The organism is Pseudomonas sp. CBZ-4 (assembly GCF_000346755.1).
GTDB lineage: Bacteria > Pseudomonadota > Gammaproteobacteria > Pseudomonadales > Pseudomonadaceae > Aquipseudomonas.
In genome coordinates this window covers 180357-205378 of sequence record NZ_ANNV01000175.1, presented here as the reverse complement: position 1 = coordinate 205378, position 25022 = coordinate 180357, and the positions used below count along the sequence as shown (strand labels likewise).

Annotated in this window: 23 protein-coding genes; 12 read left to right on the top strand and 11 right to left on the bottom strand. The window is 60.0% G+C overall.

Translation table 11 applies throughout. The annotated features are described in order from the left end of the window. Positions 1 to 83 precede the first annotated feature (83 nt). Complete coding sequence (locus B348_RS0128315) at positions 84 to 695, top strand: FMN-dependent NADH-azoreductase (protein WP_017739397.1); 612 nt, start codon at positions 84 to 86, stop codon at positions 693 to 695. A gap of 211 nt (positions 696 to 906) precedes the next feature. Continuing rightward, entirely contained in the window at positions 907 to 1944 is a 1038-nt protein-coding gene (locus tag B348_RS0128310; RefSeq protein ID WP_026137137.1) for a dienelactone hydrolase, read from the top strand. On the opposite strand, the gene B348_RS0128305 is transcribed toward B348_RS0128310, so the two are convergent. The 3 genes from B348_RS0128305 to B348_RS1000000131685 form a co-directional block, all read right to left on the bottom strand. Further along, on the bottom strand, positions 1938 to 3113 hold the full coding sequence (locus tag B348_RS0128305; RefSeq protein ID WP_017739395.1) for an MFS transporter: 1176 nt from the start codon (positions 3111 to 3113) through the stop codon (positions 1938 to 1940). The two genes, B348_RS0128310 and B348_RS0128305, sit on opposite strands and share 7 nt — an antisense overlap. A gap of 146 nt (positions 3114 to 3259) precedes the next feature. Next, on the bottom strand, positions 3260 to 4846 hold the full coding sequence (locus B348_RS0128300; protein WP_026137136.1) for an ABC-F family ATPase: 1587 nt from the start codon (positions 4844 to 4846) through the stop codon (positions 3260 to 3262). 12 nt (positions 4847 to 4858) lie between these two features. Beyond that, positions 4859 to 5104 carry a hypothetical protein gene (locus B348_RS1000000131685; RefSeq protein ID WP_157356571.1) on the bottom strand — a complete coding sequence of 82 codons (246 nt, stop codon included), beginning with the start codon at positions 5102 to 5104 and terminating at the stop codon, positions 4859 to 4861. A 79-nt stretch (positions 5105 to 5183) separates the two neighbouring features. Between B348_RS1000000131685 and B348_RS0128295 the strand changes: the two genes are divergently transcribed. The 3 genes from B348_RS0128295 to B348_RS0128280 all read left to right on the top strand — a co-directional run bounded on the left by B348_RS0128295 (position 5184) and on the right by B348_RS0128280 (position 7088). Next, positions 5184 to 5405: a hypothetical protein gene (locus B348_RS0128295; RefSeq protein WP_017739393.1), complete on the top strand. Its 222-nt coding sequence runs from the start codon at positions 5184 to 5186 to the stop codon at positions 5403 to 5405. Between the two features lie 525 nt (positions 5406 to 5930). Further along, entirely contained in the window at positions 5931 to 6446 is a 516-nt protein-coding gene (locus tag B348_RS0128285; protein WP_017739391.1) for a GNAT family N-acetyltransferase, read from the top strand. 378 nt (positions 6447 to 6824) lie between these two features. Beyond that, the gene (locus tag B348_RS0128280; RefSeq protein ID WP_256204513.1) at positions 6825 to 7088 is read left to right on the top strand and encodes a hypothetical protein; all 264 of its coding nucleotides are present in this window, start codon (positions 6825 to 6827) and stop codon (positions 7086 to 7088) included. A 40-nt stretch (positions 7089 to 7128) separates the two neighbouring features. Here the strand turns inward: B348_RS0128280 and B348_RS0128275 are convergent, their stop codons facing one another. Together B348_RS0128275 and B348_RS0128270 are read right to left on the bottom strand one after the other, a co-directional pair. Further along, positions 7129 to 7689 (bottom strand): fasciclin domain-containing protein, encoded by a 561-nt coding sequence (locus B348_RS0128275; RefSeq protein ID WP_017739389.1) that lies wholly within the window; start codon positions 7687 to 7689, stop codon positions 7129 to 7131. A 454-nt stretch (positions 7690 to 8143) separates the two neighbouring features. After that, positions 8144 to 9382: an MFS transporter gene (locus tag B348_RS0128270; RefSeq protein ID WP_026137135.1), complete on the bottom strand. Its 1239-nt coding sequence runs from the start codon at positions 9380 to 9382 to the stop codon at positions 8144 to 8146. 155 nt (positions 9383 to 9537) lie between these two features. Here B348_RS0128270 and B348_RS0128265 point away from each other — a divergent pair, with 155 nt between their 5' ends. Further along, positions 9538 to 10344 (top strand): bifunctional 2-polyprenyl-6-hydroxyphenol methylase/3-demethylubiquinol 3-O-methyltransferase UbiG, encoded by an 807-nt coding sequence (locus tag B348_RS0128265; protein ID WP_017739387.1) that lies wholly within the window; start codon positions 9538 to 9540, stop codon positions 10342 to 10344. Here the strand turns inward: B348_RS0128265 and B348_RS0128260 are convergent. Continuing rightward, the gene (locus B348_RS0128260) at positions 10334 to 10726 is read right to left on the bottom strand and encodes a TIGR03067 domain-containing protein (protein ID WP_017739386.1); all 393 of its coding nucleotides are present in this window, start codon (positions 10724 to 10726) and stop codon (positions 10334 to 10336) included. The two genes, B348_RS0128265 and B348_RS0128260, sit on opposite strands and share 11 nt — an antisense overlap. 308 nt (positions 10727 to 11034) lie before the next feature. Here B348_RS0128260 and B348_RS0128255 point away from each other — a divergent pair, with 308 nt between their 5' ends. The 4 genes from B348_RS0128255 (at position 11035) to B348_RS0128240 (ending at position 15040) form a co-directional block, all read left to right on the top strand. Continuing rightward, positions 11035 to 12336: a Wzz/FepE/Etk N-terminal domain-containing protein gene (locus B348_RS0128255; protein WP_081609299.1), complete on the top strand. Its 1302-nt coding sequence runs from the start codon at positions 11035 to 11037 to the stop codon at positions 12334 to 12336. Between the two features lie 203 nt (positions 12337 to 12539). Continuing rightward, positions 12540 to 13439 carry a lipid A hydroxylase LpxO gene (lpxO, locus tag B348_RS0128250; protein WP_026137134.1) on the top strand — a complete coding sequence of 300 codons (900 nt, stop codon included), beginning with the start codon at positions 12540 to 12542 and terminating at the stop codon, positions 13437 to 13439. 117 nt (positions 13440 to 13556) lie between these two features. Further along, a complete protein-coding gene (locus B348_RS0128245; RefSeq protein ID WP_017739383.1) occupies positions 13557 to 13871 on the top strand; it encodes a hypothetical protein in 315 nt (104 codons plus the stop codon). Between the two features lie 11 nt (positions 13872 to 13882). Then, on the top strand, positions 13883 to 15040 hold the full coding sequence (locus B348_RS0128240) for a PQQ-dependent sugar dehydrogenase (protein ID WP_017739382.1): 1158 nt from the start codon (positions 13883 to 13885) through the stop codon (positions 15038 to 15040). A gap of 43 nt (positions 15041 to 15083) precedes the next feature. On the opposite strand, the gene B348_RS0128235 is transcribed toward B348_RS0128240, so the two are convergent. Both B348_RS0128235 and B348_RS0128230 read right to left on the bottom strand, forming a co-directional pair. Further along, positions 15084 to 15563, bottom strand: coding sequence for a nuclear transport factor 2 family protein (locus B348_RS0128235; protein WP_017739381.1), 480 nt, complete (start codon positions 15561 to 15563; stop codon positions 15084 to 15086). A 55-nt stretch (positions 15564 to 15618) separates the two neighbouring features. Further along, positions 15619 to 16170 (bottom strand): TetR/AcrR family transcriptional regulator, encoded by a 552-nt coding sequence (locus B348_RS0128230; RefSeq protein ID WP_017739380.1) that lies wholly within the window; start codon positions 16168 to 16170, stop codon positions 15619 to 15621. 124 nt (positions 16171 to 16294) lie between these two features. Between B348_RS0128230 and pssA the strand changes: the two genes are divergently transcribed. Further along, a complete protein-coding gene (gene pssA, locus B348_RS0128225) occupies positions 16295 to 17638 on the top strand; it encodes a CDP-diacylglycerol--serine O-phosphatidyltransferase (protein WP_017739379.1) in 1344 nt (447 codons plus the stop codon). A 135-nt stretch (positions 17639 to 17773) separates the two neighbouring features. Further along, positions 17774 to 21601, top strand: a complete 3828-nt coding sequence (locus B348_RS0128220; protein ID WP_256204512.1) for a hypothetical protein — start codon at positions 17774 to 17776, stop codon at positions 21599 to 21601. A gap of 54 nt (positions 21602 to 21655) precedes the next feature. Here the strand turns inward: B348_RS0128220 and efeO (B348_RS0128215) are convergent, their stop codons facing one another. From efeO (B348_RS0128215) to efeO (B348_RS0128205), 3 genes are read right to left on the bottom strand one after another with little or no spacing between them, the layout of a single operon-like run. After that, entirely contained in the window at positions 21656 to 22474 is an 819-nt protein-coding gene (efeO, locus tag B348_RS0128215; RefSeq protein ID WP_017739377.1) for an iron uptake system protein EfeO, read from the bottom strand. A gap of 27 nt (positions 22475 to 22501) precedes the next feature. Next, the gene (gene efeB, locus B348_RS0128210) at positions 22502 to 23821 is read right to left on the bottom strand and encodes an iron uptake transporter deferrochelatase/peroxidase subunit (RefSeq protein ID WP_017739376.1); all 1320 of its coding nucleotides are present in this window, start codon (positions 23819 to 23821) and stop codon (positions 22502 to 22504) included. Continuing rightward, positions 23818 to 25020 carry an iron uptake system protein EfeO gene (efeO, locus tag B348_RS0128205; protein WP_017739375.1) on the bottom strand — a complete coding sequence of 401 codons (1203 nt, stop codon included), beginning with the start codon at positions 25018 to 25020 and terminating at the stop codon, positions 23818 to 23820. The genes efeB and efeO (B348_RS0128205) overlap by 4 nt, the downstream gene beginning before the upstream one ends. Positions 25021 to 25022 lie beyond the last annotated feature (2 nt).

Here is a 25022-nt window from a genome sequence, read left to right as displayed (position 1 = left end):
TCAGCTGGCTTATCGGCTATTGGTTTCATGCGTAGCATCACCACCATCTGATCGCCACTGACGATCCTACTCGGAGCACTCACATGAAACTGTTGCACATCGATTCCAGCATCCTCGGCGACAACTCGGCCTCCCGTCAGCTCACCGCTGGCGTGGTCAAGGCCTGGCAAGCGGCTGAGCCGGGTGTGGAAGTGACCTACCGCGACCTGGCGAGCGAAGGCATCAGCCACTTTTCCGGCCTGACCCTGGGCGCACTGGGCACCGCTGCCGAATTGCGTGACGCGGTGCAACAGCACGAGGCGCAACTGAGTGCTTCGTCGTTGGCCGAATTCATCGCGGCGGACGCGGTGGTGATCGGCGCGCCGATGTACAACTTCTCGGTGCCGTCCCAACTCAAGGCCTGGATCGACCGCATCGCTGTCGCCGGCCAGACCTTCCGCTACACCGAGGCCGGCCCTGAAGGCCTGTGCGGTGGCAAGAAGCTGATCATCGTCTCCACTGCCGGCGGCCTGCACGCTGGCCAGGCCAGCAACGTTGGCCACGAAGACTACCTGAAGCTGGTATTCGGCTTCCTTGGCATCACCGATATCGAGTTCGTCCGCGCCCAGGGCCTGGCCTACGGTGATGAAGTGCGCAACAAGTCCCTGAGCGACGCCAACGTAGTGATCAACGAACAATTGTTCGCTGCCGCGTAAGGGTTGAGTAAAAGTTCGCTATTCCCCGTTTCATTCTGAAAACGGGCGCCTAAACTCTGTATTCTGCTCGCCTTGAAAGCGATCGGAGTACGGAGTTTTTTCGTTTGTCCGCTGTCTTTTTAATATGGCCCAGGTTATGCAGGCTCGGGTTCAACACCCTGGACGTTTAATTCGACATGTCGGTTCTCACGCAACAAAGGTGGACATCCCCATGATGCGTCTTTGTGCTGTTTTGGTTCTTTCCCTGCTCGGCGGCCTGGTTTCAGTGCATGCCGCGCCTGCGCCACACCCGCATTGGAGTGTGGGCTTTCATCGCATGACCTTTCTCGATCCGCTGGATTTGCAGCCGATGAAGGCCATCGCGTTCTACCCGTCCACCGATGTCGAGCACAGCACGCAGCTGGGCGCTTACCGCGTGGGCGCCGGTGAAGACGCCAAGGTTGCCATCGGCCGCTTCCCGATGCTGATGTTGTCCCACGGCAATACCGGCACACCGCTGGCCCTGCATGACTTGGCCACCTCGCTGGCGCGCAAGGGTTTTGTGGTGGTGGCCGTGCTGCACCCCGGCGACAACTACAAGGACCACAGCCGCCTGGGCACGCTGAGCAATCTGTACGGGCGGCCGATCCAGATTTCCGAAGCGATTACTGCCACTCTCGGCGACCCGATGCTGTCGCCCTTCGTCAACGTCGATCAAGTCGGCGTGATCGGCTACTCGGCCGGTGGCGAGACGGCGCTGATCCTCGCGGGCGCGAAGCCGGATTTCGACCGCCTGCGCCGCTATTGCCAGGAACGTCCTGAAGACCGCGACGCCTGCACCACCAAAGGCGAGTTGGTGGTGGACCGCGACGACCTGCAACCGCAAGCCGACCCACGCATTCACGCACTGATGCTGATGGCACCGCTCAGCCTGATGTTTGGCCGCCAGACCCTCGCCGATGTGCACGTGCCGGTGCTGCTCTACAGCGGCGACGGCGACAAGCTGGTGGCCGTGGACAAGAACGCCGCCGCCCTGGCGCGCAAGCTGCCGGAACCGCCGGACTTCAAGCTGCTGGCTGGGGCGGGGCACTTTGTATTCATGGCACCCTGCGACAGCGATCAATTGCTGGCCATGCCGGCCATCTGTACCGATGCGGACGGTGTCGACCGCGAAGGCATCCATCGCAACCTGATCTCCGAGGCGGGGCGGTTCTTCAGCCACACCCTGGGGCAATCCACCCGCGCCGGCTTGCAGACCGCTGATCAGTAGGCGCGGCGCTTGAGCAGCAGGGTCAGGCCCAGCGCGCCGACCGACAGCAGGGCGGCGCAAAAGAAGATCCAGCCGTAGCCCAGGTTCAAGGCGACAAACCCCATCAACGGCCCGGCAATCGCCAGGGCCAGGTCAAAAAACACCGCATAGGCACTCAGCCCGGCGCCACGGCTGCTGTTGGGCACCTGTTTGATCGCCTCCACGCCCAGCGCCGGGTACACCAACGACAGGCCAAAACCGGTCAACCCCGCGCCGATCAGGGCCACGCCGGTGCTTGGCGCCAGCCACAGCAGCGTCAGGCCCAGGGTCTCGATGGTCATGCAGGCAATCGCCGCACGAAAGCCGCCAAAGCGGCTGATGGCCGAGATAAAGATCAGGCGCGACACGATAAAGCACACGCCGAACACCGTCAGGCAATACGCCGCACCCGCCCAGCCACGGTTGAGGTAGTACAGGGTGATGAAGGTCGTCAGGGTGCCGTAGCCGATGGAAGCAAGGCACAAACTGGCGCCAAACGGTGCGATACGTCCGAACACCGCCCAGAACGGCAAACGCTCGCCACGCACCACCGGCACCGACGGTTTATTGCGGATTAGCAGCAAGCCCAGCGCCGCCAGCACTGACAGCGCAATCCCCAGGCTGCTGTAGCCGTATTCGGCGACCATCACCACGCCCAAGGGCGCGCCGATGGCGATGGCGCCGTAGGACGCGATGCCGTTCCAAGAGATCGAGCGCGCCGTGTGCTCGGCGCCGACCTGGCCCATGCACCAGCTGATGGTGCCCACGCCGATCAGGCCCTGGGCCACGCCCAGCAATAGGCGCCCCGCGATCAGAATGCCGAGGCTGACGGCGGGCAGGCTCTCCATCAGCGTCGCCAGCAACGTCAACACGCCACTGAGCAAAATCCCCGCCAGCCCCAGCACAATCGCACGCTTGGTGCCGACGTTGTCCGACATGCGCCCGGCCATCGGACGACTGAGCAAAGTGGCCAGGTATTGCGAACCAATGGTGATCCCGGCGACCACCGCGCTGAACCCCAACTGTTCGTGCACGTAGCCCGGGATCACCGCAATCGGCACGCCGATGCAGATAAAGGCAATAAAGGTATAGAAAACGATGGAGACGATCTGCAAGGTGATCGACAGGGAACTGGGGGCGGCGGCAGACATGGGCACTCGTTCGCGGGCGGGCGGTGCGGCCATCATGGCAAGGGCGTGGGGGAAAAGAAAGCTGGCTAACGATTAATGATGGTGTGCCATTAAATGCAAAAAGCCCCGTCACAGTGGACGGGGCTTTGGTGTGCAGCGGGCGGTGCTTAGAACACGACGCCTTGGCTACGCAGGTAGTCGTCATAGGTGCCGCTGAAGTCGATCACGCCGTCGGCGCTCAACTCGATGATGCGGGTGGCCAGGGACGATACGAACTCACGGTCGTGGCTGACAAAGATCAGCGTGCCCGGGTAGTTTTCCAGCGCCAGGTTCAGCGCTTCGATGGATTCCATGTCCAAGTGGTTGGTCGGTTCGTCCATGATCAGCACGTTCGGCTTTTGCAGGATCAGCTTGCCGAACAGCATACGGCCTTGCTCACCACCGGAGATCACCTTGACCGACTTCTGGATATCGTCGTTGGAGAACAGCATGCGACCCAGGGTGCCACGGATCATCTGCTCGCCTTGGGTCCATTGGCCCATCCAGTCGAACAGGGTCACGTCGTCTTCGAAGTCGTGGGCGTGGTCCTGGGCGTAGTAACCCAGTTCCGCGGCGTCGGTCCACTTGATGCTACCGGCGTCCGGCGTCAGCTCGCTGACCAGGGTGCGCAGCAGGGTGGTCTTGCCGATACCGTTCGGACCGATGATCGCCACGCGCTCGCCGGCTTCAACCTGGAAGCTGAAGTCCTTGAACAGCGGCTTGCCGTCGAAGCCTTTGGCCATTTTTTCGACCATGACTGCCTGACGGTGCAGCTTTTTGGTCTGCTCGAACCGGATGAACGGGCTCACACGGCTCGAAGGCTTGACCTCGGCCAGCTGGATCTTGTCGATCGCCTTGGCACGGGAAGTGGCCTGCTTGGCTTTCGAGGCGTTCGCCGAGAAACGGCTGACGAAGGATTGCAGCTCGGTGATCTGCGCCTTCTTCTTGGCGTTGTCCGACAGCAGTTGCTCGCGGGACTGGGTCGCCACGGTCATGTACTCGTCGTAGTTGCCCGGGAACAGGCGCAGCTCGCCGTAGTCCAGGTCAGCCATGTGGGTACACACGCTGTTCAGGAAGTGACGGTCGTGAGAGATGATGATCATCAGGCTGGAACGCTGGGTCAGGATATTTTCCAGCCAGCGGATGGTGTTGATGTCCAAGTGGTTGGTCGGTTCGTCGAGCAACAGCACTTCAGGATCGGAAAACAGCGCCTGGGCCAGCAATACACGCAGCTTCCAGCCCGGGGACACTTCGCTCATCGGACCGAAGTGCTGCTCCAGCGGAATACCCAGACCCAGCAGCAGCTCACCGGCACGGGATTCGGCGGTGTAGCCGTCCATCTCGGCGAACTCGGTTTCCAGCTCGGCCACGGCCATGCCGTCTTCTTCGCTCATTTCCGGCAGCGAGTAGATACGATCACGCTCGGCCTTGACCTTCCACAGCTCCTCGTGACCCATGATCACGGTGTCGAGCACAGTGAATTCTTCATAGGCGAACTGGTCCTGGCGCAGCTTGCCCAGACGCACATTCGGCTCCAGCATGACCTGGCCGCCAGACGGATCCAGGTCACCGCCGAGGATTTTCATGAAGGTCGACTTGCCGCAACCGTTGGCACCGATCAAACCATAACGGTTGCCAGCGCCGAACTTGACCGAGACGTTCTCGAAGAGCGGCTTGGCGCCGAACTGCATGGTGATGTTAGCTGTGGAGATCAATTACTTTACCTATCAATGGGTTGCGAGCGTGGCGGCAGGAGCCTTCAGGCGTGCATCAACAGCGACATCAAGGCGCGAAACCCGGTCGCTGAGCAGAAAATGGGGGATGTGTGTTGGAATTTGGCGCGCATTGTCGCATATGTGAGGCGACAGTTGTATGGCAGGCGATGATGGATGTTCAGTGGTTTGGGTGTGGGGGGCTGCGCGAAACATTTGGGTAGCCTGCTTAGCTTTGTTTACCGCATTCCAGCGCGTCATGGGGTGTCCTGGCCCCGATGATGAGTAGTCGCGGTTGGTCTACAGTTGATCGAGACGTTACTCGGTGGAGAGAAAATGGATGTTCGATAAGTATCCCGAGCAAAAGCAGGCCCGAAAGTGGGTAGGGGCGTTTGGCGTTGCGCTCCTGGTGCTGGGGGTGTTTCTGATTGTCATTGATGGAACGGGAGGTGGGCTTTGCATCGTGATGGGGAGCGGTTTGGTGCTGCTGGTGTTGCTGGCGAATGAAAAACAGTTTGCGAAGACGATAAGGGTGTTGGGCTGGTTTGATGGGCTTTCGTGAGTGGGATACGCATTAGGCGGTTGGGGTTGTTTTTGCTGATGCGTATTTTGTCGCCCCCTGTGGCTGATAGAGGAGGCACAAAGCTATTGCGCCGAGTTCTGTCTCGGTTACTGGCATTCCCTCCACGCTGGATGGCCGCACAGGCCAGTGATAACCATGAGGGATCATAAAGCGGGCGCGTGCGAACATGATTTCTGAGGCGAGCACCATTCCTGTTGAGAGCGACCCAGAGAAGAGAAAGGAGGTTGGCGAAAAGTTTACCAAGCGTTTCCTTGGCAAATGCTTTCGTTTTTTTTACGAAACTGATCCAGAGGGTAGGTACTAAGTTCGGGGCGCCTTTTTGCGATCTGACATCGACACTCTAGCCCTATCTGGATGCGGGCGAAGTTACTGCTCGTGTAGTTCGCGGTTGAAACACCCAGCCCCGCGCTGGGCTTTTTGCATCTGGCCCCTCAGTGCTACAGTCCCGCGCCACAGTAGGCGATTAAGGCTGCGTAGATTTGGTCGGCATTGGAGAGTTTCAGCATGATGGATCGCCTGATTTATAGAGCGCCGCAACCATTTGATGTACAACGGCTATTCACTATTTACAGCGACCCCCAAACCAACCTGTTCAACCCGGCAGGCCCAATGACTGATCTTGTCAGCGCACAGGATTTGCTGGGTCGCTGGATCGAGCATTGGAACAAGCATCTATACGGCGTGTGGGCTATTGCAAGGAGCGATGCGCCGGAGCACGTCATAGGGTTCGGCGGCATTTCCCTGCACGATTACTTGACTGAACAGCGCGTCAATCTGGGTTATCGCTTCGCGGTCGAAGCGTGGGGTCAGGGTTACGCAACCCAGTTAGGACGAGATGCGCTTACATATGCATTTGAACAGCTTTACTTGTCCGAAGTGTACGGGCTAGTCAGACCAGATCATATGGCTTCTATCCGGGTGTTAGAGAAGATCGGCATGCAACCCTATGGACAGTTGGATGATGTCCCAGGTAAAGCGCCGAGTTTGGTGTTCAAGGCGCAGCGGAGCACGTCTACCTAGCCGCGAGGGAACACATAGCTATCGTCGTCGAATTCCCGCGCTAGGCTTTTTGCATCTGACGGCCTCTTTGCTTTTTGCAGGCTCGAATCTTTGCCCTCCTGCGCGACTCACCGGCTGGCGTGATTCGTAATACCCAGTGATATGCTTTGCCGCTTATAAAACAGGGAAAACCTAATGGGCAAGAGGTTGGAAGGGATTCAAGAGTGGCTCACGCCGCGTAGACGGCTATGGGCAGGATTAGGCTTGTTTGCAATTGCTTTCGCTGTGCCACTTGCCAGCCCAGGAACATCCGTCAGTTGGCTTATAGGGCCTGCGAGCGTTTTTTTTGTAGGCAGCTTCATCCCCGTTACGAATGGAAAACGATAGGCTTCGCCCTTCGTGATCTCGGATGGTCACGGAAAGATTGATAGCGTCGCAGGGCGAGAAAATTCACAATTCCAGTTTTTTCAGGGAGGCGAAAAAATGTTTCATAGGTCTATGCGGCCGGTTGGCTATGGTTTGGCGGTAGTTGGCACGGTTGCACTGCTCATTTCGGCCGTCGAGTTGATTGTTGGAAAAGATGCTCTTTTCTCTGCTGCAAAGTCAGCGGTGTTTATTTTGATTGGCGTCTTGCTGATCAGGAAATCGACAAAGGCGCAGTGACACCCCGGCAAACTCTGCGCCTGCCGGGAGTAAAGAGCGTTTAAGGCATCAAGACCGAATCTACAACGTGGATCACGCCGTTGGACTGCATCACGTCTGCGATGCTGATGCCAGCCTTGCCGCCTTTGGCATCTACCACCCAAAGCTTGCCGTCATGCAGCTTGATATTCAGCGACTCACCTTGAACTGTTTTCAACACAACAGTGCCGCCGTTCTTTTTGGCGTCGGACATTAGTTGTGCCGATGTGTGAGTGCCAGGGACAACATGGTAGGTCAGGATTTTAGTCAGGTCGGCTTTGTGCTCAGGCTTGACCAGAGCATCGACGGTCCCTGCGGGCAACTTGGCAAAGGCTTCATTGGTGGGAGCGAATACGGTGAAAGGGCCTTTGCTATTGAGCGTATCAACCAGCCCGGCAGCTTTGACTGCTGCTACGAGTGTGGTGTGGTCCTTCGAGTTGACCGCGTTCTCGACGATGGTTTTGCTGGGGTACATCGCTGCACCTCCGACCATCACTGTATCGGCGGCAAAGCTGAGCGTGGCGGTGACGGAGAGAATCGTGAAGCAGGCTGCTGCAGCAAGTTTTCTGTAAAAAGCGTGCATGATGTATCTCCTTGGCTCTTATGCCCTCCAGGTGAGGGTATTGAATCTACGGGCCAGGAACCCAATCGGATGCACCAACTTGCGAAATAATTTTTTGCGTGCAACGTGCGTCCACGCCATAGCCCCAGCAAAGCAAAGAAGGAACGACGTGCGAATTTTGATAGCAGCGGTAGCGGCGGCGTTGCTCCTGATTGGCTGCTCCAGCCCACGAAAACCGCTGGATAACCGTGATCCTTGCCTGGATTACGGCGCCCCTCAAAGTCCTGGCTTCAATGCTTGCCTGGAACGACGGGCCAGGGCACTGAAAGCGGTACTTGAAGACAGCGCTGAAGGACGCTACGAATTTGTTTCTAAGACGCAGCTTGATCCCTGAATCAAGACGCTAGTAAGCCAGCACGATGTTAAGCAGGCGCTCCAATTATCAGAACAAGCTTGCAATCGCCTCCGCCAGTTATCAGGCCACCGCTGTTTGACGTGCGAGCGGCACTTTTGCCAGCGTCTCCGGCATCGCCAACGCCAACAGCGCCAATGCCACGGCTGCCACACCCGCCAACGTCAGGAACGCCGCGTCATATCCAGCCTGTTGCACGACAAACCCTGCCAGGCTGCTGCTCAGTGCCGCGCCCAGGCCAAAGGCGGTGGAGAGGGCGCCCAGGCTGACATTGAAGCGGCCGGTGCCTTGGGTCAGGTCTTTGACGATCACCGGGAACAGTGCGCCGAAGATACCCGCACCGATGCCGTCGAGCATTTGCACCGCAACCAGCCAGTAGGGGTCGTTGGACAGGGTATACAGCACGCCACGCAACGGCAGGATCATGAAACCGGCGAGCAACAGCGGTTTGCGCCCCCAGCTATCCGCCTTGATGCCCACCAGCCAGGCCACTGGCACCATCACCAGTTGCGCGGCGACGATGCACGCCGAGGTCAGCGGTGTGGCCAGGTGCAGGTTGATTTGCGCCAGTTTCTGGCTGACCAGCGGAAGCATCGCGGCATTGGCCAGGTGGAACAGTGCGCAGCAGACGGCGAATACCAGCAGGGGGCGATTAGCGAGCAATACGCGCAGGCCGGAGGGTTGCGCATGGTCGGTGACGTGGTCGGGGTCGAAGCCGCGGGCGACGTCATGGTCGATGGCGTTGGCCGACACGCAACTGATCGCCACCACACTGGCCAGCGCCATGGCCGCCATCAGGTAGAACACCACCACCGGTCCGTACAGATACGCCAGGCCGCCGGCCAGCAACGCAGCGGCGGCGTTGCCGGCGTGGTTGAAGGTCTCGTTGCGCCCGGTGCGCCGGGTAAACGCGCGGGGCCCGGTGATGCCCAGGGAAATCGCTGAAATCGCCGGGGCGAACACCGACGCAGCGACTGCACTGGCCGCCTGGGTCAAGGCCACCAGACTGAATGAGCTGACGAAAGGCAGCAGCAGGCAGCTGGCGGTGACCAGCACGGCGGCAATCGCGACCACCGCGCGTTTACGCCGGGTGCGATCGATCAGCGCGCCCGCCGGCCCTTGGCTGATCAGCGCAGCGATACCGGCCAGGGTCATGACCACGCCAATACTGGCCGGGTCCCATTGGTGAACCGCCAGCAGGTAAATCGCCAGGTAGGGGCCGAGGCCGTCACGCACGTCGGCCAGGAAGAAGTTCAGGCTGTCGAGGGACAGGGTGTTACGCAGGTCTGAGTGTGGGGTCACGGCGCAGGCTTCAGGAGCGGCATTCAACGGCTGAACACCCATTGCGTTAATGACCTGCGGGGTTTGCGTTAAGTTTCGCGGTGTTGCCAGGGTTTTATTGGGCGGGCGCTTGGCTTATTTTCTGAGGCCGATTGTTACGAAGTTCTGGAGACGCAATGGACATGCCCTCAGCCCAAGAGGCTATCACCAGCAACAAGCGCGCCTGGGATGAATCCGCCCAGTTGCACAAAGACACGGATAACTGGAAAACCCTGCTGCGCTCAGTCGCCGATCCAGGCTTTTCGTGCCTGGACCCCACCATCACCGCTTTGCTGCAAGATGTCGGCGTCGCCGGCAAGGATGTGGTGCAACTGTGTTGCAACAACGGGCGAGAGAGCCTGTCGTTGTTCAGCCTGGGCGCACAGTCAGTCGTAGGGGTCGATCAATCCCGAGCGTTCTTGCAGCAGGCGCAGGAACTGGCCGCGTTCTCACCCCACAATCCTGAGTTCATCGAAGCCGACATCCATCATCTGCCCGAGCGGTTGCACGGGCGTTTCGATGCTGCCCTGGTCACCATCGGTGTACTGGGCTGGATGCCGGATGTGGCGCTGTTTATGCGCCATGTCGCGAGTACCTTGAAGCCGGGCGGCACCTTGGTGATGTATGAAACCCACCCGTTCCTGGAGGTGTTTGACCCGCGCGCCTGCAACCCGTTGCTGCCCGCCAGTTCGTACTTTCAGCGCGATCCCTTTGTGCTGCAGGAGTCCATTGTTTATGAAGGGCAGGGCGAGGTGGCGGGGCCGACGTCCTACTGGTTCGTGCACACCCTGGGCAGCGTGATCAGCGGGGCGATAGCAGCGGGATTGCAGATTGGCCATTTGCAGGAGTATCCCCACTCCAACCGTGAGGAACTGTATGACCAATATGAGCACCAGCCTGCGCAGTTACCGTTGTGTTTTACCCTGACCGCGACTAAGCGCTGAGTCGGCGTACGAACGTGCGCATCGTCTGGCCCGGGCCCGTGCTGAATCGGGTCGGGCGAGGCATATGCTCATCCGCGGCAATAAACACAAATTCGTCCTTCTCCAGGCGATAGCTGGCAGGCAACTGTTTGCCAGCGTCGTCGCCGATACTGTCGATCCAGGTGATGCTCTTGGGGGTGGTTGTGCTGTCCAGGAAAAACCGTCCGGCGAGCAACACGTCGCCACTGACGGTCGTCACTTCGAATCGATCACCGGCAATCGTCGTGATGGCGCCGGGCGCGCTGTGGGCATCGACGGGGTTGAGCACGCCACTGTCTTCCAGTGCGGTTTGTTCCCAGATGCCTTGCAGTGCTTGCAGGTCTGGATCTGTATTAAGTGACATAAAAAATCCTTTTTATTGAAGGGCTAATCGCCGCTAGTTAGCGGTAATGGGCAGCGTTCAGTCAATTAATTTCCCGAATGTTGTAGGACTAATCTTTATTGTTCGTGCGTGTCCAGATTTTCCCTTTATAGGCAATGGATTAGCGCTATTTTCTCGCCGTCGGGCAACGTCACCCACGCAACCCTCTATGCTTTCGCGAGTAACAAAGGGCGCCTCTTTTGCCCTTGACGTTGCCCCCTGTTTATTCCGTCGTTATTCAGGTCTGTGTTGTTGGGCGCTGACTAACCACTCTTCAGGGCGAACTTACGGTGAACAAAATCCCCCCGACTATTGCGCATCCGGCCTCGGATGAGATTGATCTTTTTGAACTGGTCCATGGGATCTGGAAGCAACGCGTGCTGGTTGCCACGTGCGCAGCCATCGCGGCAATCCTGGGTATCGGTTACGCGATGTTTGCGCCTCAGGTGTACCAGGCCAGCAGTGTGCTGCGGGCGGTCGAGCTCAATGAGTTGGACGCGCTCAACCGTTCCGAGGTCTACCCACTGTCGCCGGCCGACGCATTGAGTAAAGTGGCGTTGCAACTGGACTCCTATGACACCCGGCTTGGGTTTTTCAAGGCCAATGCCAAGCTGTTCGAAACGTATCAACGCCCAGGGCAAAGCCAGGAACGAAGCTTCGACGCGTTTGATCGCAGCCTCCTCAGCCAGGTGTTGCCCGATCCGAAAAACAGCAATGCCCCCGGCACTTTTATACGCCTGGAAATGCAGTACCCCCAGGGCAGCGGCGGGGTGGCGATCCTCAATGGCTTCGTCGATTACGCAATTGCCCGCCAACGTGAGCGTGTGGCGGCTGACGTCAAGGTGATCGTCAACAATCGTCTCGCGGAGGTCGGCCGCAAGATCGATGCCGCCCGTGAAAACTATGAGAACGAAAAGTCCACGAAAATCGCCAGGTTGCTGGAGAGTGATGGCATCAAGCGTGGCCAATTGCAGGATGAACTCAGCGCCCTGCGCGAGGAGATGGCAAAGGAGCGCTCCCATCGCCTGGCGCGACTGGCTGAAGCCATTGCCATCGCCCGATCCGTCGGTATCACAAGGCCGACCACGCCCTCGGTAATGGGCGCGGCGGCATTGCGGGGGGCAAGCCAGGTGACGGAGGTTTCCCAGCAAACCGTGCCCTTGTTCTTCATGGGGACACAGGTGCTCGAAGCTGAGCGTGCGGTATTGCAGCAACGGAGCAGTGACGACATCGCCAACGAGCGTGTTGCCGAAATCAACAGAAAGCTACGTTTGCTGGAGGTCAATCGTGAGGTTGACGCCCTGAAAGCGCGCGGCAACGAAGATATCTTCCTGCAGGATGTTGAATGGCTCCGCATGGAAACTGTCCGGTTGCGTGCGCTCAACCTTGACATGGACGGGTTGAAAGTGGCGACGATCGACCGCCCGGCCCAAGAACCATTGGCCCCGATCAAGCCCCGCAAGGCCGCAGTGGTGGCGTTGAGCGTGTTCGCTGGCTTGATGCTGGGCGTGCTGGTGGCGATGGTGCGATATTTTGCGGGCCTGCGTCGGGTTCATCCGCAAGGACGACAGGTGCCGCAACAAGTAGGCTGAGTGGACAGCTTTTCACAATTCTTCGCTAACCTTTGGTTACAACTTGTGGCTAAATATCTGCCAAATGGTCACGCAGCGGCTTGTTACTGAGCCGCTTGCGCTGCCTGTCTGTGAATTGTGATTGCAGCTGCTGCTTATCCAAACCTCGGCCGTCGTGGGCACGCAGGAGCAGCCTGTTTTCTCCTGACGTGTGACGAAATTCCGTGAAACTTTTTATTGTTGTTCTCTACGTTGCTTCCATTGCGTATGTGCATTTGCGTGGTCGGGTGCGCCACACACTGGGCCGCCAATTGAGCGACCACTCCACCTTCCTGGCACCGATCAACTGCTTTCTCTATCTGTTCTCCAAGCTGCCCAGCCGACCCTATCTGGCCCCCAGCGACTTCCCAGACCTCAGCCCATTGCAGGAACACTGGGAAGAAATTCGCCAGGAAGGGCAGAACCTGATGCGTGCCGGCGCAATCAAGCGCTCGGACCAGTACAACGACGTGGGTTTCAACTCGTTCTTCAAGTCGGGCTGGAAGCGCTTCTACCTCAAGTGGTACGGCGACAGCCATCCCTCGGCAATGAAACTGTGCCCGCGCACCACTGAATTGGTGCAGGGCATCGGCTCGATCAAGGCCGCGATGTTCGCCGAGCTGCCACCAGGCTCCAAGCTGGTGCGCCATCGCGACCCCTACGCCGGCTCCTACCGTTACCACCTTGGGTTGGATACGCCCAACGATGCGGCCTGCTATATCAACGTCGATGGCGAGCGCTACGCCTGGCGCGATGGCGAGGCGGTGATGTTTGACGAGACCTATATCCATTACGCCGAAAACGCCACGCAGCACAACCGCATCATATTGTTCTGCGATATCGAACGGCCGATGAAATACCGCTGGGCGGCGGCCTTCAACCGCTGGTTCAGCCGCAACGTGATGGCGGCGGCGGGCTCGCCGAATGACGCGGGGGACAAGACCGGGGGGCTGAACCGCGCCTTTACCCGGCTGTACAAGATTCGCCTGCGCGGCAAGGCGCTGAAGAAGCGCAACCGCACGCGTTATTACCTGGAGAAGTGGGCGATCTTTGCGGCATTGGCGGCCATTTTCCTGTTGATCTGAGGGCCTCGCAGACAGATCGTGTTACACCTGATGAGAAACTATTTAGTTACCAAAGGCGAACCCTGGGCGTAGCGTGTTATCGAAAGCACGTACTACTCGCCCTTGAGAGGCTTTGTCATGAATAGTTGCTTACGTCACCTTGCACTGCTGGCACTGGGCGCTGTCCTTGTCCCCTGTGCCCAGGCGCAAAACCTGCCGGGCGGCAACGACGCCAACAACAGCCCGATCCACCGAGCGAACCCCAACAGCATGCAGGGCACCCAGCCCAATGCGCCGGCCATTCGCGGGCCTCAAGTCGGCCCCGCACCGCGCGCACCGACCCTGGACAACGGCGGCATCGGCAATCGTTATCCCACGCGCAACACCGCCCCCAGCCGCCCAGCCACCGAAACCAAAGCCCCCACTTACGATGCCAACGGCAATCGCCGGTAAGGACTCGCCCAATGCACCTACGTAAAACCCTCCTGGCCGCCCTTTGCGCGACCACCCTTGTTCCACTGTCGACGGTTTACGCCGCTGGGCCCCAGCAGTTCCCCAGCGAGCAAGGCAGCCTCACGGTCACGCCGATCGCCCAGGGCCTCGACCATCCATGGGCGGTGGCGTTTCTGCCAGACAGGCAAGGCTTCCTGGTAACGGAACGCCCGGGCCATCTGCGCTTCGTCAGCCCGGACGGCAAACTGTCGGCCCCCCTTGGCGGTGTGCCGCAGGTGTGGGCCAAAGGGCAGGGCGGTTTGCTCGATGTGGTGCTGTCGCCGGACTTCAAGCAAGACCGCATGGTGTACCTGTCCTACGCCGAAGGTGGCGGCAAGGGCGGCACCGCCGGTACGGCTGTCGGGCGTGGGCGTTTGGCCGATGACCTGAGCGGTTTGACGGACTTCAAGGTGATCCTGCGCCAGGAGCCCAAGCTGTCCACCGGCAACCACTTTGGTTCACGCCTCGCGTTTGACCGCGACGGCTACCTGTTCGTGACCCTGGGCGAAAACAACGATCGCCCGACCGCCCAGGACCTGGACAAATTGCAGGGCAAGGTCGTACGCATCTACCCGGATGGCCGCGTGCCGGATGACAACCCGTTTGTGGGCCAGGCAGGTGTGCGGCCGGAGATCTGGTCCTACGGCCAGCGCAACCCGCAAGGCCTGGCACTGAACCCGTGGAGCGGCACGATCTGGGAAAACGAACACGGGCCCCGTGGTGGGGATGAGATCAACATCATCGAGCGCGGCAAGAACTATGGCTGGCCATTGGCAACCCACGGTATCAACTATTCGCTGACGCCAATTCCGGAAGCCAAAGGCAAGACGGCAGAGGGCACGGTGCAGCCCCATCATGTCTGGGAGCAGTCCCCCGGCATCAGTGGCATGGCGTTTTATGACGCTGACCGCTTCAAGCCCTGGCAGCACAACGTGTTTATCGGCGCACTCGCCAGCCAGGAGCTGATCCGCTTGCAGTTCGACGGCGACAAGGTCGTCCACGAGGAACGGCTGTTGGGCGGTTTGAAAGCGCGCATTCGCGATGTGCGGCAGGGGCCGGATGGCTACTTGTACGTGCTGACGGATGAGGACGCGGGTGTGTTGTACCGCGTGGGGCTGAATCAGGATTGAGCTGCCAGCCGCAAGCTTGAAGCTTCAAGCTTGCGGCTACAGGCTAGAGCCCCAGCTCCGACAGCCCCGGATGATCATCCGGGCGCCGCCCCAGCGGCCAGTGGAACTTGCGCTCGCTCGCCTGGATCGGCAGGTCGTTGATGCAGGCAAACCGATTGGCCATCAGGCCGTTTTCATCGAACTCCCAGTTCTCGTTGCCGTAGGAGCGGAACCAGTTGCCCGAGTCGTCATGCCACTCGTAGGCATAACGCACGGCGATGCGGTTGTCGGTGAAGGCCCACAGTTCCTTGATCAGGCGGTAGTCCAGCTCCTTGGCCCATTTACGCGTGAGAAAGTCCTTGGCTTGCTCGCGGCCGTGGGCAAACTCGGCGCGGTTGCGCCAGCGGGTGTCCAGCGTGTAGGCCAGGGACACCCGTTGCGGGTCGCGGGAGTTCCAGCCGTCTTCGGCCAGGCGTACTTTCTCGATGGCCGATGCGCGGGTAAAGGGCGGCAAGGGTGGGCGTACATCGATGTCTGATGACATTGGCATGCTCCTTAAAACAATAAGGGATTATCGGAAAGTTGCCTGGCTTATGGGCTCAAAGCGCCGATAACGTTCGCGCCATGCATTGCGCATTATCGGCCGCGGTTGAATCACCCATCACCAGGGCAACGGTAATGGCGCCATCGATCAGGATCAGCAGTTGCGCGGCCTGCTGTCGCGGGTCGGGGGTGCCATGTGCGTGACACAGTTCAAGTGCGTACTCGAACAGTTTCTGTTTATGGGCCTTGGCCAGCAGGCGCACCGGGTCTTGTGGGTCGCCGGTTTCACCGCTGGTGTTGATAAAGGCGCAGCCGCGAAAGTCGGCGGAACCGAACCACGCCTTGAGGGCGTCGAACAGCGCCAACAGGCGTTCGCCACTGCCTTCCTGGCGCTCCACTTGCGTGCGCAACCATTGCAGCCAGCGCTCGTCGCGGCGCTGCAAGGCGGCAATCACCAATTCGTCTTTGTTGGCGAAGTAACGGTAGATACTTTTTCTCGAGACGCCGGCGGTTTTCACCAGGAAGTCCATGCCGGTGGCGGCGATGCCATGGCGATAGATCAACTTTTCGGTAACGTCGAGGATAATGTCGCGGGTCATGTCGTTCATGTGGCGAACAGTAGAACGATCGTTCTTCTTGGTCAATTAAATTTTTCCATGCGCCGCCGCAAGACCTGAGCACCCCCATGGTGTAAGCTCGGTGCCTCTTCGGATTCGACCCATTGCGAGCCCTATGCCGTCGTTCTTCAAACGCTCCCTGTTGCCCAAACTGCGCGGTTTCCCCCTCACTCCCGACGCGATTGACGTGCTGTCCGGCGCCGATGAATATCGTCGCTGCCTGCTGCGCCTGATCCCCCAGGCGACGCGGCGCATCTACATCGTTGCGCTGTACTTGCAGCACGACGAAGCCGGGCAGGAAATCTACGACGCCCTGCACGCCGCCAAGGCTGCGCGGCCGGAGCTGGACATCGTCGTGGTGGTTGACTGGCTGCGCGCCCAACGCGGGCTGATCGGTGCAGGCAAGCAACCGGGCAACAGCGCCTGGTACCAGGCCATGACCGAACGCCACGCCAGTGAAGTGCCGGTGTACGGCGTGCCGGTGCAGACCCGCGAGCTGTTCGGCGTGCTGCACCTCAAGGGCTTTGTGATCGACGACACCGTGCTGTACAGCGGCGCGAGCCTGAACAATGTGTACCTGCACAAGTTCGACAAGTACCGCTTCGACCGCTACCACTTGATCCACAGCCAGCCGCTGGCCGATTCGATGCAGCATCTGATCGAGCATGGCCTGGTGGCGTCCAAGGCCGTGCATCGCCTCGACCTGCCGAACCCGCCCACCACCCGCAGCCTGCGCAACGACATCGGCGACTTGCGCAGCCGCCTGAAACACGCGGCCTATGACACCACGGCGGGCCAACTGCCCAATGGCCACCTGTCGGTCAGCCCGCTGCTGGGAGTGGGCAAGAACAACCCCTTGAGCCGGGTGATCCTGGAACTGATCGCCAGTGCCCAGCAGCAACTGACCATCTGCACCCCCTATTTCAACCTGCCGCTGCCGGTGACCCGCGAGATCAATCGCGCCCTGGCCCGTGGGGTGAAAATCGACATCATCGTCGGCGACAAGACCGCCAACGACTTCTACATCCCGCCCAGCGAGTCGTTCAAGGTGATCGCGGCGTTGCCCTACCTGTATGAGATCAGCCTGCGTCGCTTTGCCAAGCGCCATCAGCCGATGCTCGACAGTGGCCAGTTGAACCTGCACCTGTGGCGCGACGGGGATAACACCTACCACCTCAAGGGCATGTGGGTCGACCAGCGCTATACGTTGCTGACGGGCAACAACCTCAACCCGCGGGCGTTCCGCCTGGACCTGGAAAACGCCTTGCTGATCGATGATCCCCAGGGCCAATGGCTGGAGCCGCGACGCACCGAGCTCGCGCAGATATTCCAGCACGCCACGCGCATCGAGCGTTATCAGCAGTTGCAAACCCTGGTGGATTACCCGGCGGCGGTCGGCAAGTTTTTACGGCGTGTCAGCCGCGTGCGCATTGAGCGGTTGCTGTACCGAATTCTTTAGGCCCAGGCTCAGCCATGGCCGTCAACCGATTGAGAATTTGCTTACCCTTTGCATTCGGCTTGTCTTGTACGTTTTCTATTGACAGTTCTTAAGGACAAGAACTCTCGCCACTTCACTGGTTAGAGAGCAATAGAAATGTCGTCAATCCATGTCAATAGTGCGGATACCGCTTTCAACAGGTTGTTCCGCGCCCCGCAGCCCCCCGCACCGTCTGCGCAAAGCCGTCCTGAGACGGCGCCTGCCGATCGTCTGTCTGGACCGCCACCCAATACCGCAGCCTTGCAGCACGAGGGGCGACCACAGACGAAAACAAACCGGTCCAAACGTGACGCTACCACTCCAGGCATCGAGCCGACTTCCGGGAGTGTCACGGCCAGCCGTCTTTTCCCTGCCAGCGATGTCGCGCAATCAGCGGACGTTACGTTGCAGGAAAACATGGTGCATTGGTTGAACACGGGCCACGCAAAAGAAGAACTCATCCCACCAAACGCATCCATCTCGTCATTTCTCGAGATGTACGACCAAGCGATCAAGGAGCCGCCCATCCAGGCCTGGTTCAAATCCAAGGGGCTCAAATTGTCGACTGTGCGTGTGTTCAGCGACTCGGTGGTTGGCGTCGTGGTCGTCAATGGCAAACAGTCCTTCCAGCGGTTCACCACCACCGATGGCTCTGGTTGGTGGGAGGTCAGCGCAAAGGTCAGTGCCCTGCACAAAGTGCTCTCGCCAAATGATCTAGGGATTCCGGTGGCACCCGGGCCGACTCAGGGGCCTGTTCCACGGGATGTGGTACTGGACTTTTACGGGGTGAAACCGCCTCTGAATGAAAAGGCTGCGCCGCGGTTGGGTAAACAACTCCAGCAAGAGGGCTGGCCCGGGATTTCACAGGCACAGCGTGCTCAGTGGGAGAAACAGTTCAAGCAACTGCAGCAGCACAGCGGCGACAGCGCTGTCCGTGAGCGCCTGGGGGCGCAGTTGCAACCCCTGATCAAGAACAAGCAGGGGGGTGATGAGCTGACACTGAATGAGCAGGCGATATGGGTTGAGCCGGGCTCCTCCCTGGACCAGGCGAGTACGTCACCACGCGAACAATTCGCTGAGTTTCTCGTATCAGCCGCCTTCAAGGCGTTCCTGGGGAGGGCCGGTGTCGCAGGGCTGGGCAGCGAATTCAGGATAACGGAAGGTGACCTGCAAATGCTCAGAGCGAACGGGCAGTGGATCTCCCTTCAAGATTCCTTTGACGCGGACGTCGAGCTAATGTCTGGGCACGGCAGTGCAAACGAACAAGCCACCGCGCGCAAGTTTAATGAAGACTTCGACCGGTTGGTGCAGCAGAGTGAGAAAGCCGGTAACGCCCTGTATTCCACCCGTCGGTACGACATGCGCCAGACGCTGGCCTATTATGCGCCCGACGTACCGAAAACCGTCGGGCAGATGCGTGCAGCGCTGCAGTGGTTCAATACAAAATTGCCTTCACCCCCGCTGGCTGGCGACTACGCGGGGATGACCCCTTACGTGCAAACCGAAGGATCGCTGTCTTCCAGCTCACTTGAAACAATGAAAGCGGCATCGGCGGGCGTCATGTCGTTGCTCAAGGGCTTCTCCGGCAGGCCGTCGTTTGGTCAGTCTTTTCACGATCCGGACCGGCAACTGGCGGATTTTTTTGATTCGTCCAAGGCCATTGCCAAGGCCGATGAGATAGCCAAGGCCCTCAAGCTCTACAGTGTGGCCGAGGGGCAAGCGCTCTCCCGGGCCGAACGTCACCAACTGCTGGCCACTGCGCTCAAGTTGAGTGTTGACGCCACCATGCCGGGTGTCCCGGGGCAGGTGGCGGGGTATTCGTTGTATCAGCCGGGCAATTTGGGGCGCTCACTCAAAGAGGTGCGCGATGACGTCGAAATGCATCTTGAAAGCAAAGGCGTGGACGCCGGGTTGACGCCACTGGTGGCTCACCTGTTCCTTGCCCAGTCGGCTCCAGAGATGCTGGTCAAGGCTGACACCCGCGTGCCTGAAGACGCCAGGCAGGTGCTCAACCAAGACCCGCAAAACGTCAAGGTTGGCTCGACCGGTTGGCTGGAGCTGCGTCAGGGCTGTGCAATCGCCGATACCCTGAGTGGTCCGGGCAGTTCGCGTTTGATGAATTTTACGCAAGTCATGGCGCTTTCCCGGCTAGACGCCAGCGGGCCGAATCAGGAATACCTGCAAAAGAGCCTGGCTACCAAACCTTTGCTGGACTGGGGGGTAATGGCCGGTATTTTCCCAGCGACTGCGGACGGACACTACTCCCCTGGGGACTACAAAGCCGCTGCGCAAGCATTTACCGAACGGGAAGACCAAACCCGCGACGCGTTCAACACCTTGACCAGCGAACCGCCGACCCAGACCACTGTTCTGATCAAGGAGTTGGTCCGGTTATTCCCGGAAATGACCGAGGAAGAACTTCGTACGTTCAAGCTTGAGTTGGACACCGATGTCAAATATGACTCCCGGCAGCACGGGCACATGGAAACCCGCCAACCGCTGTTGACCGATGTCATCCTGACCAATCAAGTCGACGATGATCCTCTACTTTTGTTGGATCGGTTAGTGAACTACCTGGTCAGTGGAGAAAAGAAATACAAGTTCAACCACCCGAAAATCTCCCAGGCCACTTTTTTGGAACGCATCAAGCAACTGCCGAAGATAAAACCGTTGGTGGCGCCGGCGGTCGATCAATACATTGCCGATACCCGCGTCGCCCAAGCCACGGCGCTGAAACTGATGCTTGCGCAGTTGCCGCTGGAAGACCGCAGGGCGTTGGAGTCGGGGAAAATCGAGTTCTTCAGCGTACGCAAGGAAACCGGGGAAGCCCTGGAGGACGACCAGGGCCCGGATTCCAAAGTGGCGAGTAACAGGGGCACTCACGGCCTATTGCTACGTTACGAAACCGGGCTTGTAACACCCTGGTTTGGTTACTACGAGGTGTTTCCCGGTTCGATGCAGATGGTCAAGCGCACCGATTTACCTGACCGCCTGCCGCTCGGTGGCGAAACCAAGGCGGGCCGCAAACCCCATGGGCCCTTTGCCTATGTGCAGACGCCTTTCCAAAGGGGCACTGAACAGCCGTTTGACTTTGATGCGTACAGCACGGGTTCTCCACCCAAGCCCGGTGCAAAATCGATGGTGATTATTGAAAAGATGGCAACGGAGTTGCCGGCAACGACAGAAATAGCCTCGCGGCGCGTTCCCAATACCTTTAGCTCGAACAAAACAGCACGGATGGTGGAAACGTTTCTGGCACACAGCTTTGACGGGAAGCGCGACGCGTTACTTGAGCACGCCAACCAGCCGACAACGCTGCACAGCCGTCGTACCTATCCGTTTGCATCAGGCAAAGTGTTTTCTTCGGAAAATGCTCGTCTGATGTTGCGCCTTATCCCTTTCGTCGGGGCTGTGTTTGACTTTGCGCAGGGCAAGGTGGCAGAGGGTTTGACGGGGTTGCTGATCGACTTTGCTTCATTCATTGCCACCGGCGGACTGGCCGGGGCGAGGCAGTTTTTTAGCGGTATGAAGATGTTGATCCCATTCAGTCGCAAGGCATTCAGCATGGCCGGCCTGAAGGGGGCGGGCTCGTTCTTCATGAGTGTGTTCAACCCGTTGGCCGGTGCGGTTGATGTGCTGAAAGCCGGGCCAAAGTCGCTGGCCGCAACCCGGAAAATCCTGATGGGCGAAGCGGCCCGTGTTGGCCCAGGGATCTACATGACCAATACGATCATGGAGAAAATCCGGTGGATCATTGGGGCAAAAGACACCCCCTTTACGGGTATCGCCCCCTCAGCAGGGCAATGGCCGGGGAGTCGCTTTGGCACCAGTCAAAACCGTGAGATGTATGCGATTCAGAAAAACGGTCAGTGGTATGCGATCGACTCGACCACCCTGCGGCCCACAGGTGCGCCACTTGCGCAGTTCACCCCCCAGCCGGATTGAAACCTGTGGCTCTCGTGCGCCCTGACGAGGTGCACGAGAGCCCGGTAGGTGCTATCAGTTCAAGCCCAGCTTGCCACGCAGGGTTGACAGGTCCTCAGCCAGGGTATTGACCGGGCCCACCAGGGCCTTGCGGTCGTTTTCCTTGACCTTGTCGTAGGTCTCGAAGCCGCCGTCCTTGGTCTTGTACTTGGCGAGGATCTTGTCCACGGTGGCGAAGTTCTTGTCGACCTTGGCCAGGAACGCCTTGTCTTGTTTCTCGATCTGGCCACGGAACAGGTCGACGATTTTCTTCGCGCCGTCGATGTTGCCCTGGAAGTCATACAGGTCGGTGTGGCTGTAGCGGTCCTCTTCGCCGGAGATCTTGGTGGCGGCGACTTCCTCCAGCAACGCGGCGGCGCCGCCGACGACTTTTTCTGGCGGGAAGGTCAGGCCATCCACACGGGTTTTCAGGTCGTTGACGTCGGTGTTGAGCTTGGCGGTCAGCGCCTCCAGGCCTTTGGTGGTGTTCTGCGAGAACAGCGCATATTCGATGCGGTGGAAGCCGGTGAAGTCTTCGGCGGTCACGCCTTTTTCATGGTCATCCACGCGCGAATCGATGGACGCGTCGAGGTCACTGAACAGCTCGGCGATCGGCTCGATGGACTCGTAGTGCACGCGGGTCGGCGCGTAGAGTTTCTTGGCCGTGGCCAGGTCGCCCTGGTTGATCGCATCGGTGAAGGCCTGGGTCTGGGTGACCAGCTCGGCGATTTCTTCGGTGACGTAGATCTTGTAGTCCGACACCGGGCCTACCAGGTCCAGCGGCGCCGTGGCGGCGAACGCGGCCAGTGGCGAAAGGGTCAGTAGCAACGACAACGCGAGAGTCGACTTCTTCATGGGACGGTTTCCGCTGTGGGGTGGGTTTCAGGTGTTGGCAGTGGTGTGCGGGTGCGTAGCGGCCAGCAGCGTGCGGCCAATGAAATCCGAAGGTCCCGTGACCCCCGGCAAGGTGAAGAAATACCCGCCGCCAACCGGCTTGAGGTATTCCTCCAGGGGCTCGCCGTTGAGCCGGGTCTGCACGCTGATAAAGCCTTTCTCCAGGTCAGCCTGGTAGCAGATGAACAACAGCCCCATGTCCAGCTGACCGTTTTTATTGACGCCGTTGGAGTAGTTGAACGGCCTGCGCAAAATCAGGTTGCCCTGGGTCTGCGGGGTACGCGGGTTGGCCAGGCGGATGTGGGCATCGAGCTTGGTCAACTTGCCTTCGGGGTCCTTGCTGTAGTCGGGGACCTGGCTTTCCTGCTGGCCACCCATGGGCGCGCCCGTGGTCTTGACGCGGCCGATGATGCTTTCCTGTTCCTGCAGCGGGGTGCGGTCCCAGCGTTCGACGAAGTTGCGGATGATGCGCACCGCCTGGTAGCTGCCATGGGCGGCCCAGGCCGGTTCGTCGCTGGACGGCTGGACCCAGACGATCTGGTCCATGGTCTTGCCGTCGTTGGAGTCGGGGTTGGCCGAACCGTCACGGAAACCGAGGAAGTTACGCGCACTCTGCGCCGGCTCACCGGGTTTGCTCGGTGCCTGGGGCGGCACGCTGCCTTCCTGTTTCCAGCGCACCAGCAGCAGGTCGGGCAGGTTTTTCACGATGTCGCGCAGGGCGTGGATATTGGTGTCGGGGGTGTTGGAGCAAAATTGCAGGCTCAAGTCGCCGTGGCACTGCGCCGGTTCCAGCGCGTCATTGGGAAAACCCACCATGCGGCTCAGGCGCTTGGGCTTGGCGTGTTCCAGGCCGAAGCGCTCATCGAACAGCGACTCGCCGACGGACACGGTGATGGTCAGGTTATCCGGCGTGACCACCGGGCCGAGAATCCCCGAATCGGTGGGCGGCAGCTTTGGATCGACTTGCGCCACGGTGCCGCCGGTCATCAGGAAGCTGATGCGCTCGTTCAACGTGCGAAACAACCGCTCCAGGTCTTCGCGGTCGCTGGCCAGCACGTCGAACGCCACCAGCATGCCGCAGGCCGGGCGCGGGGTGACGATGCCGCTCTGGTGCGGGCCGAAGAAGTCGTGGTGGTCCTGGGTCTTGTCGCTGCGCGGTGCGCTGGTGACTTGCTCGGCGGCGGCCATGGCCGGGCAGCTCAGGCTGCTGCCCGCTAGCGCGACGCCGGTGGCGGCCATGCCCAGCAGGACACGGCGGCGCTGGAGGTTGGTGTGTGCGGAATCACTCATGTGTGCGGTCGTCTTCACTGCAGGCCGGAAAGGCCAAGGGCGGGATCGATTCCATCGAGTGCGGCGGCCAGAGCCTTGGCCTTGTCGGCGATCTGCTGGCGCTGATCGGCGGTCACGCTGTCGTAGGGGGTATAACCGTTGCTGGTCTTGAAACCGGCGAGTTCAGCGTCGAAGGCGGCGAGGGCGCTGTCGATTTTCGGCAACAGCTCGGCGGCGGATTTGCCCAGCAGCGGGCGCATCAGATCGACCACCTTGTGCGCGGCCTCCAGGTTGGCGGCGAAACCATACAGGTCGGTGTGGCTGTAGCGCTCTTCTTCACCACTGAGGGCGCGACTATCCGCCAGGCTGTTGAGGTTGCGCACCACGATGCTCACCAACTGTTCCGGCGGCAGCGATTGGGCCAGCAGTTGTTGCTTGAGGGCACTGACGTCGGTGAGCAGGTGCTGGGCAATCGGCGCCAGGCCATCGAGGCTGCGCTGCTGGAACAGGCTGTATTCGAGGCGGTGGAAGCCGCTGAAAGCCGGGTCCTGCTCGCGCTTTTCAAAGTAATCGGCACGGGCGTTGATCCCGTTGTCCAGCTCCGCCAGGCGCTGGGATGCCGGGGCGAGGCGCTGGTAGGCCTCACGGGCCGGGATGTACAGCGCTTGCGCCTGGGCCAGGTCATCGGCGTCGATGGCCTGTTGCAAGGCAGTCACCGCCTTGACCAGCGCGCTGCCCTGGCTGCTCAGGTACACGCGGAACTCCGACAGCGGGCCGATAAACGCCACCATCGACGGCTTGGCCTTGGCCTGGGCGTCGGACTCCGCCGTCGGCGTCACATGCAAGGTGCCACGCGGGTTGCTGAGCAAGCCGCAGGTGATCGCATAGTCGCCCGGCAGCAGGTTGGCGTTGATCACCTGGCTCAGGCCGGGGGCGATGTTTTCCCGTTCTTCGACCACCAGCACGCCATCGAGGATTTCCCATTCCACCGCGCGGTCGGAACGGTTGATGATGCGAAAGCTCGCACGGCCGGCCGGTACGGTCAGCGCATTCGGCTCGCAGGCGTGGCCATGAATGGTCACGGCGATTTCATTGTGGTTGGCCTGGCGCTTGCTCGCGGCCAGTTGCGACGCGTAGTAGAACAGGCCACCGGCGGCGATCATCACGACCACCGAGCCTGCCACGGCCCAGCGCAGGGCGCGGGGTGGCAGCGCCGGTTGAGGAGTTGGGTGGGACAAGG

What these genes read in the sequence shown, in the direction of transcription:
- B348_RS0128315 (WP_017739397.1), top strand. Translation starts at nt 84, where the DNA reads ATGAAACTGTTGCACATCGATTCCAGCATCCTCGGCGACAACTCGGCC.
- B348_RS0128310 (WP_026137137.1), top strand. Translation starts at nt 907, where the DNA reads ATGATGCGTCTTTGTGCTGTTTTGGTTCTTTCCCTGCTCGGCGGCCTG.
- B348_RS0128305 (WP_017739395.1), bottom strand. Translation starts at nt 3,113, where the DNA reads ATGTCTGCCGCCGCCCCCAGTTCCCTGTCGATCACCTTGCAGATCGTC.
- B348_RS1000000131685 (WP_157356571.1), bottom strand. Translation starts at nt 5,104, where the DNA reads ATGACGCGCTGGAATGCGGTAAACAAAGCTAAGCAGGCTACCCAAATG.
- B348_RS0128295 (WP_017739393.1), top strand. Translation starts at nt 5,184, where the DNA reads ATGTTCGATAAGTATCCCGAGCAAAAGCAGGCCCGAAAGTGGGTAGGG.
- B348_RS0128285 (WP_017739391.1), top strand. Translation starts at nt 5,931, where the DNA reads ATGATGGATCGCCTGATTTATAGAGCGCCGCAACCATTTGATGTACAA.
- B348_RS0128275 (WP_017739389.1), bottom strand. Translation starts at nt 7,689, where the DNA reads ATGCACGCTTTTTACAGAAAACTTGCTGCAGCAGCCTGCTTCACGATT.
- B348_RS0128265 (WP_017739387.1), top strand. Translation starts at nt 9,538, where the DNA reads ATGGACATGCCCTCAGCCCAAGAGGCTATCACCAGCAACAAGCGCGCC.
- B348_RS0128260 (WP_017739386.1), bottom strand. Translation starts at nt 10,726, where the DNA reads ATGTCACTTAATACAGATCCAGACCTGCAAGCACTGCAAGGCATCTGG.
- B348_RS0128245 (WP_017739383.1), top strand. Translation starts at nt 13,557, where the DNA reads ATGAATAGTTGCTTACGTCACCTTGCACTGCTGGCACTGGGCGCTGTC.
- B348_RS0128240 (WP_017739382.1), top strand. Translation starts at nt 13,883, where the DNA reads ATGCACCTACGTAAAACCCTCCTGGCCGCCCTTTGCGCGACCACCCTT.
- B348_RS0128235 (WP_017739381.1), bottom strand. Translation starts at nt 15,563, where the DNA reads ATGTCATCAGACATCGATGTACGCCCACCCTTGCCGCCCTTTACCCGC.
- B348_RS0128230 (WP_017739380.1), bottom strand. Translation starts at nt 16,170, where the DNA reads ATGAACGACATGACCCGCGACATTATCCTCGACGTTACCGAAAAGTTG.
- pssA (WP_017739379.1), top strand. Translation starts at nt 16,295, where the DNA reads ATGCCGTCGTTCTTCAAACGCTCCCTGTTGCCCAAACTGCGCGGTTTC.
- B348_RS0128220 (WP_256204512.1), top strand. Translation starts at nt 17,774, where the DNA reads ATGTCGTCAATCCATGTCAATAGTGCGGATACCGCTTTCAACAGGTTG.
- efeO (WP_017739377.1), bottom strand. Translation starts at nt 22,474, where the DNA reads ATGAAGAAGTCGACTCTCGCGTTGTCGTTGCTACTGACCCTTTCGCCA.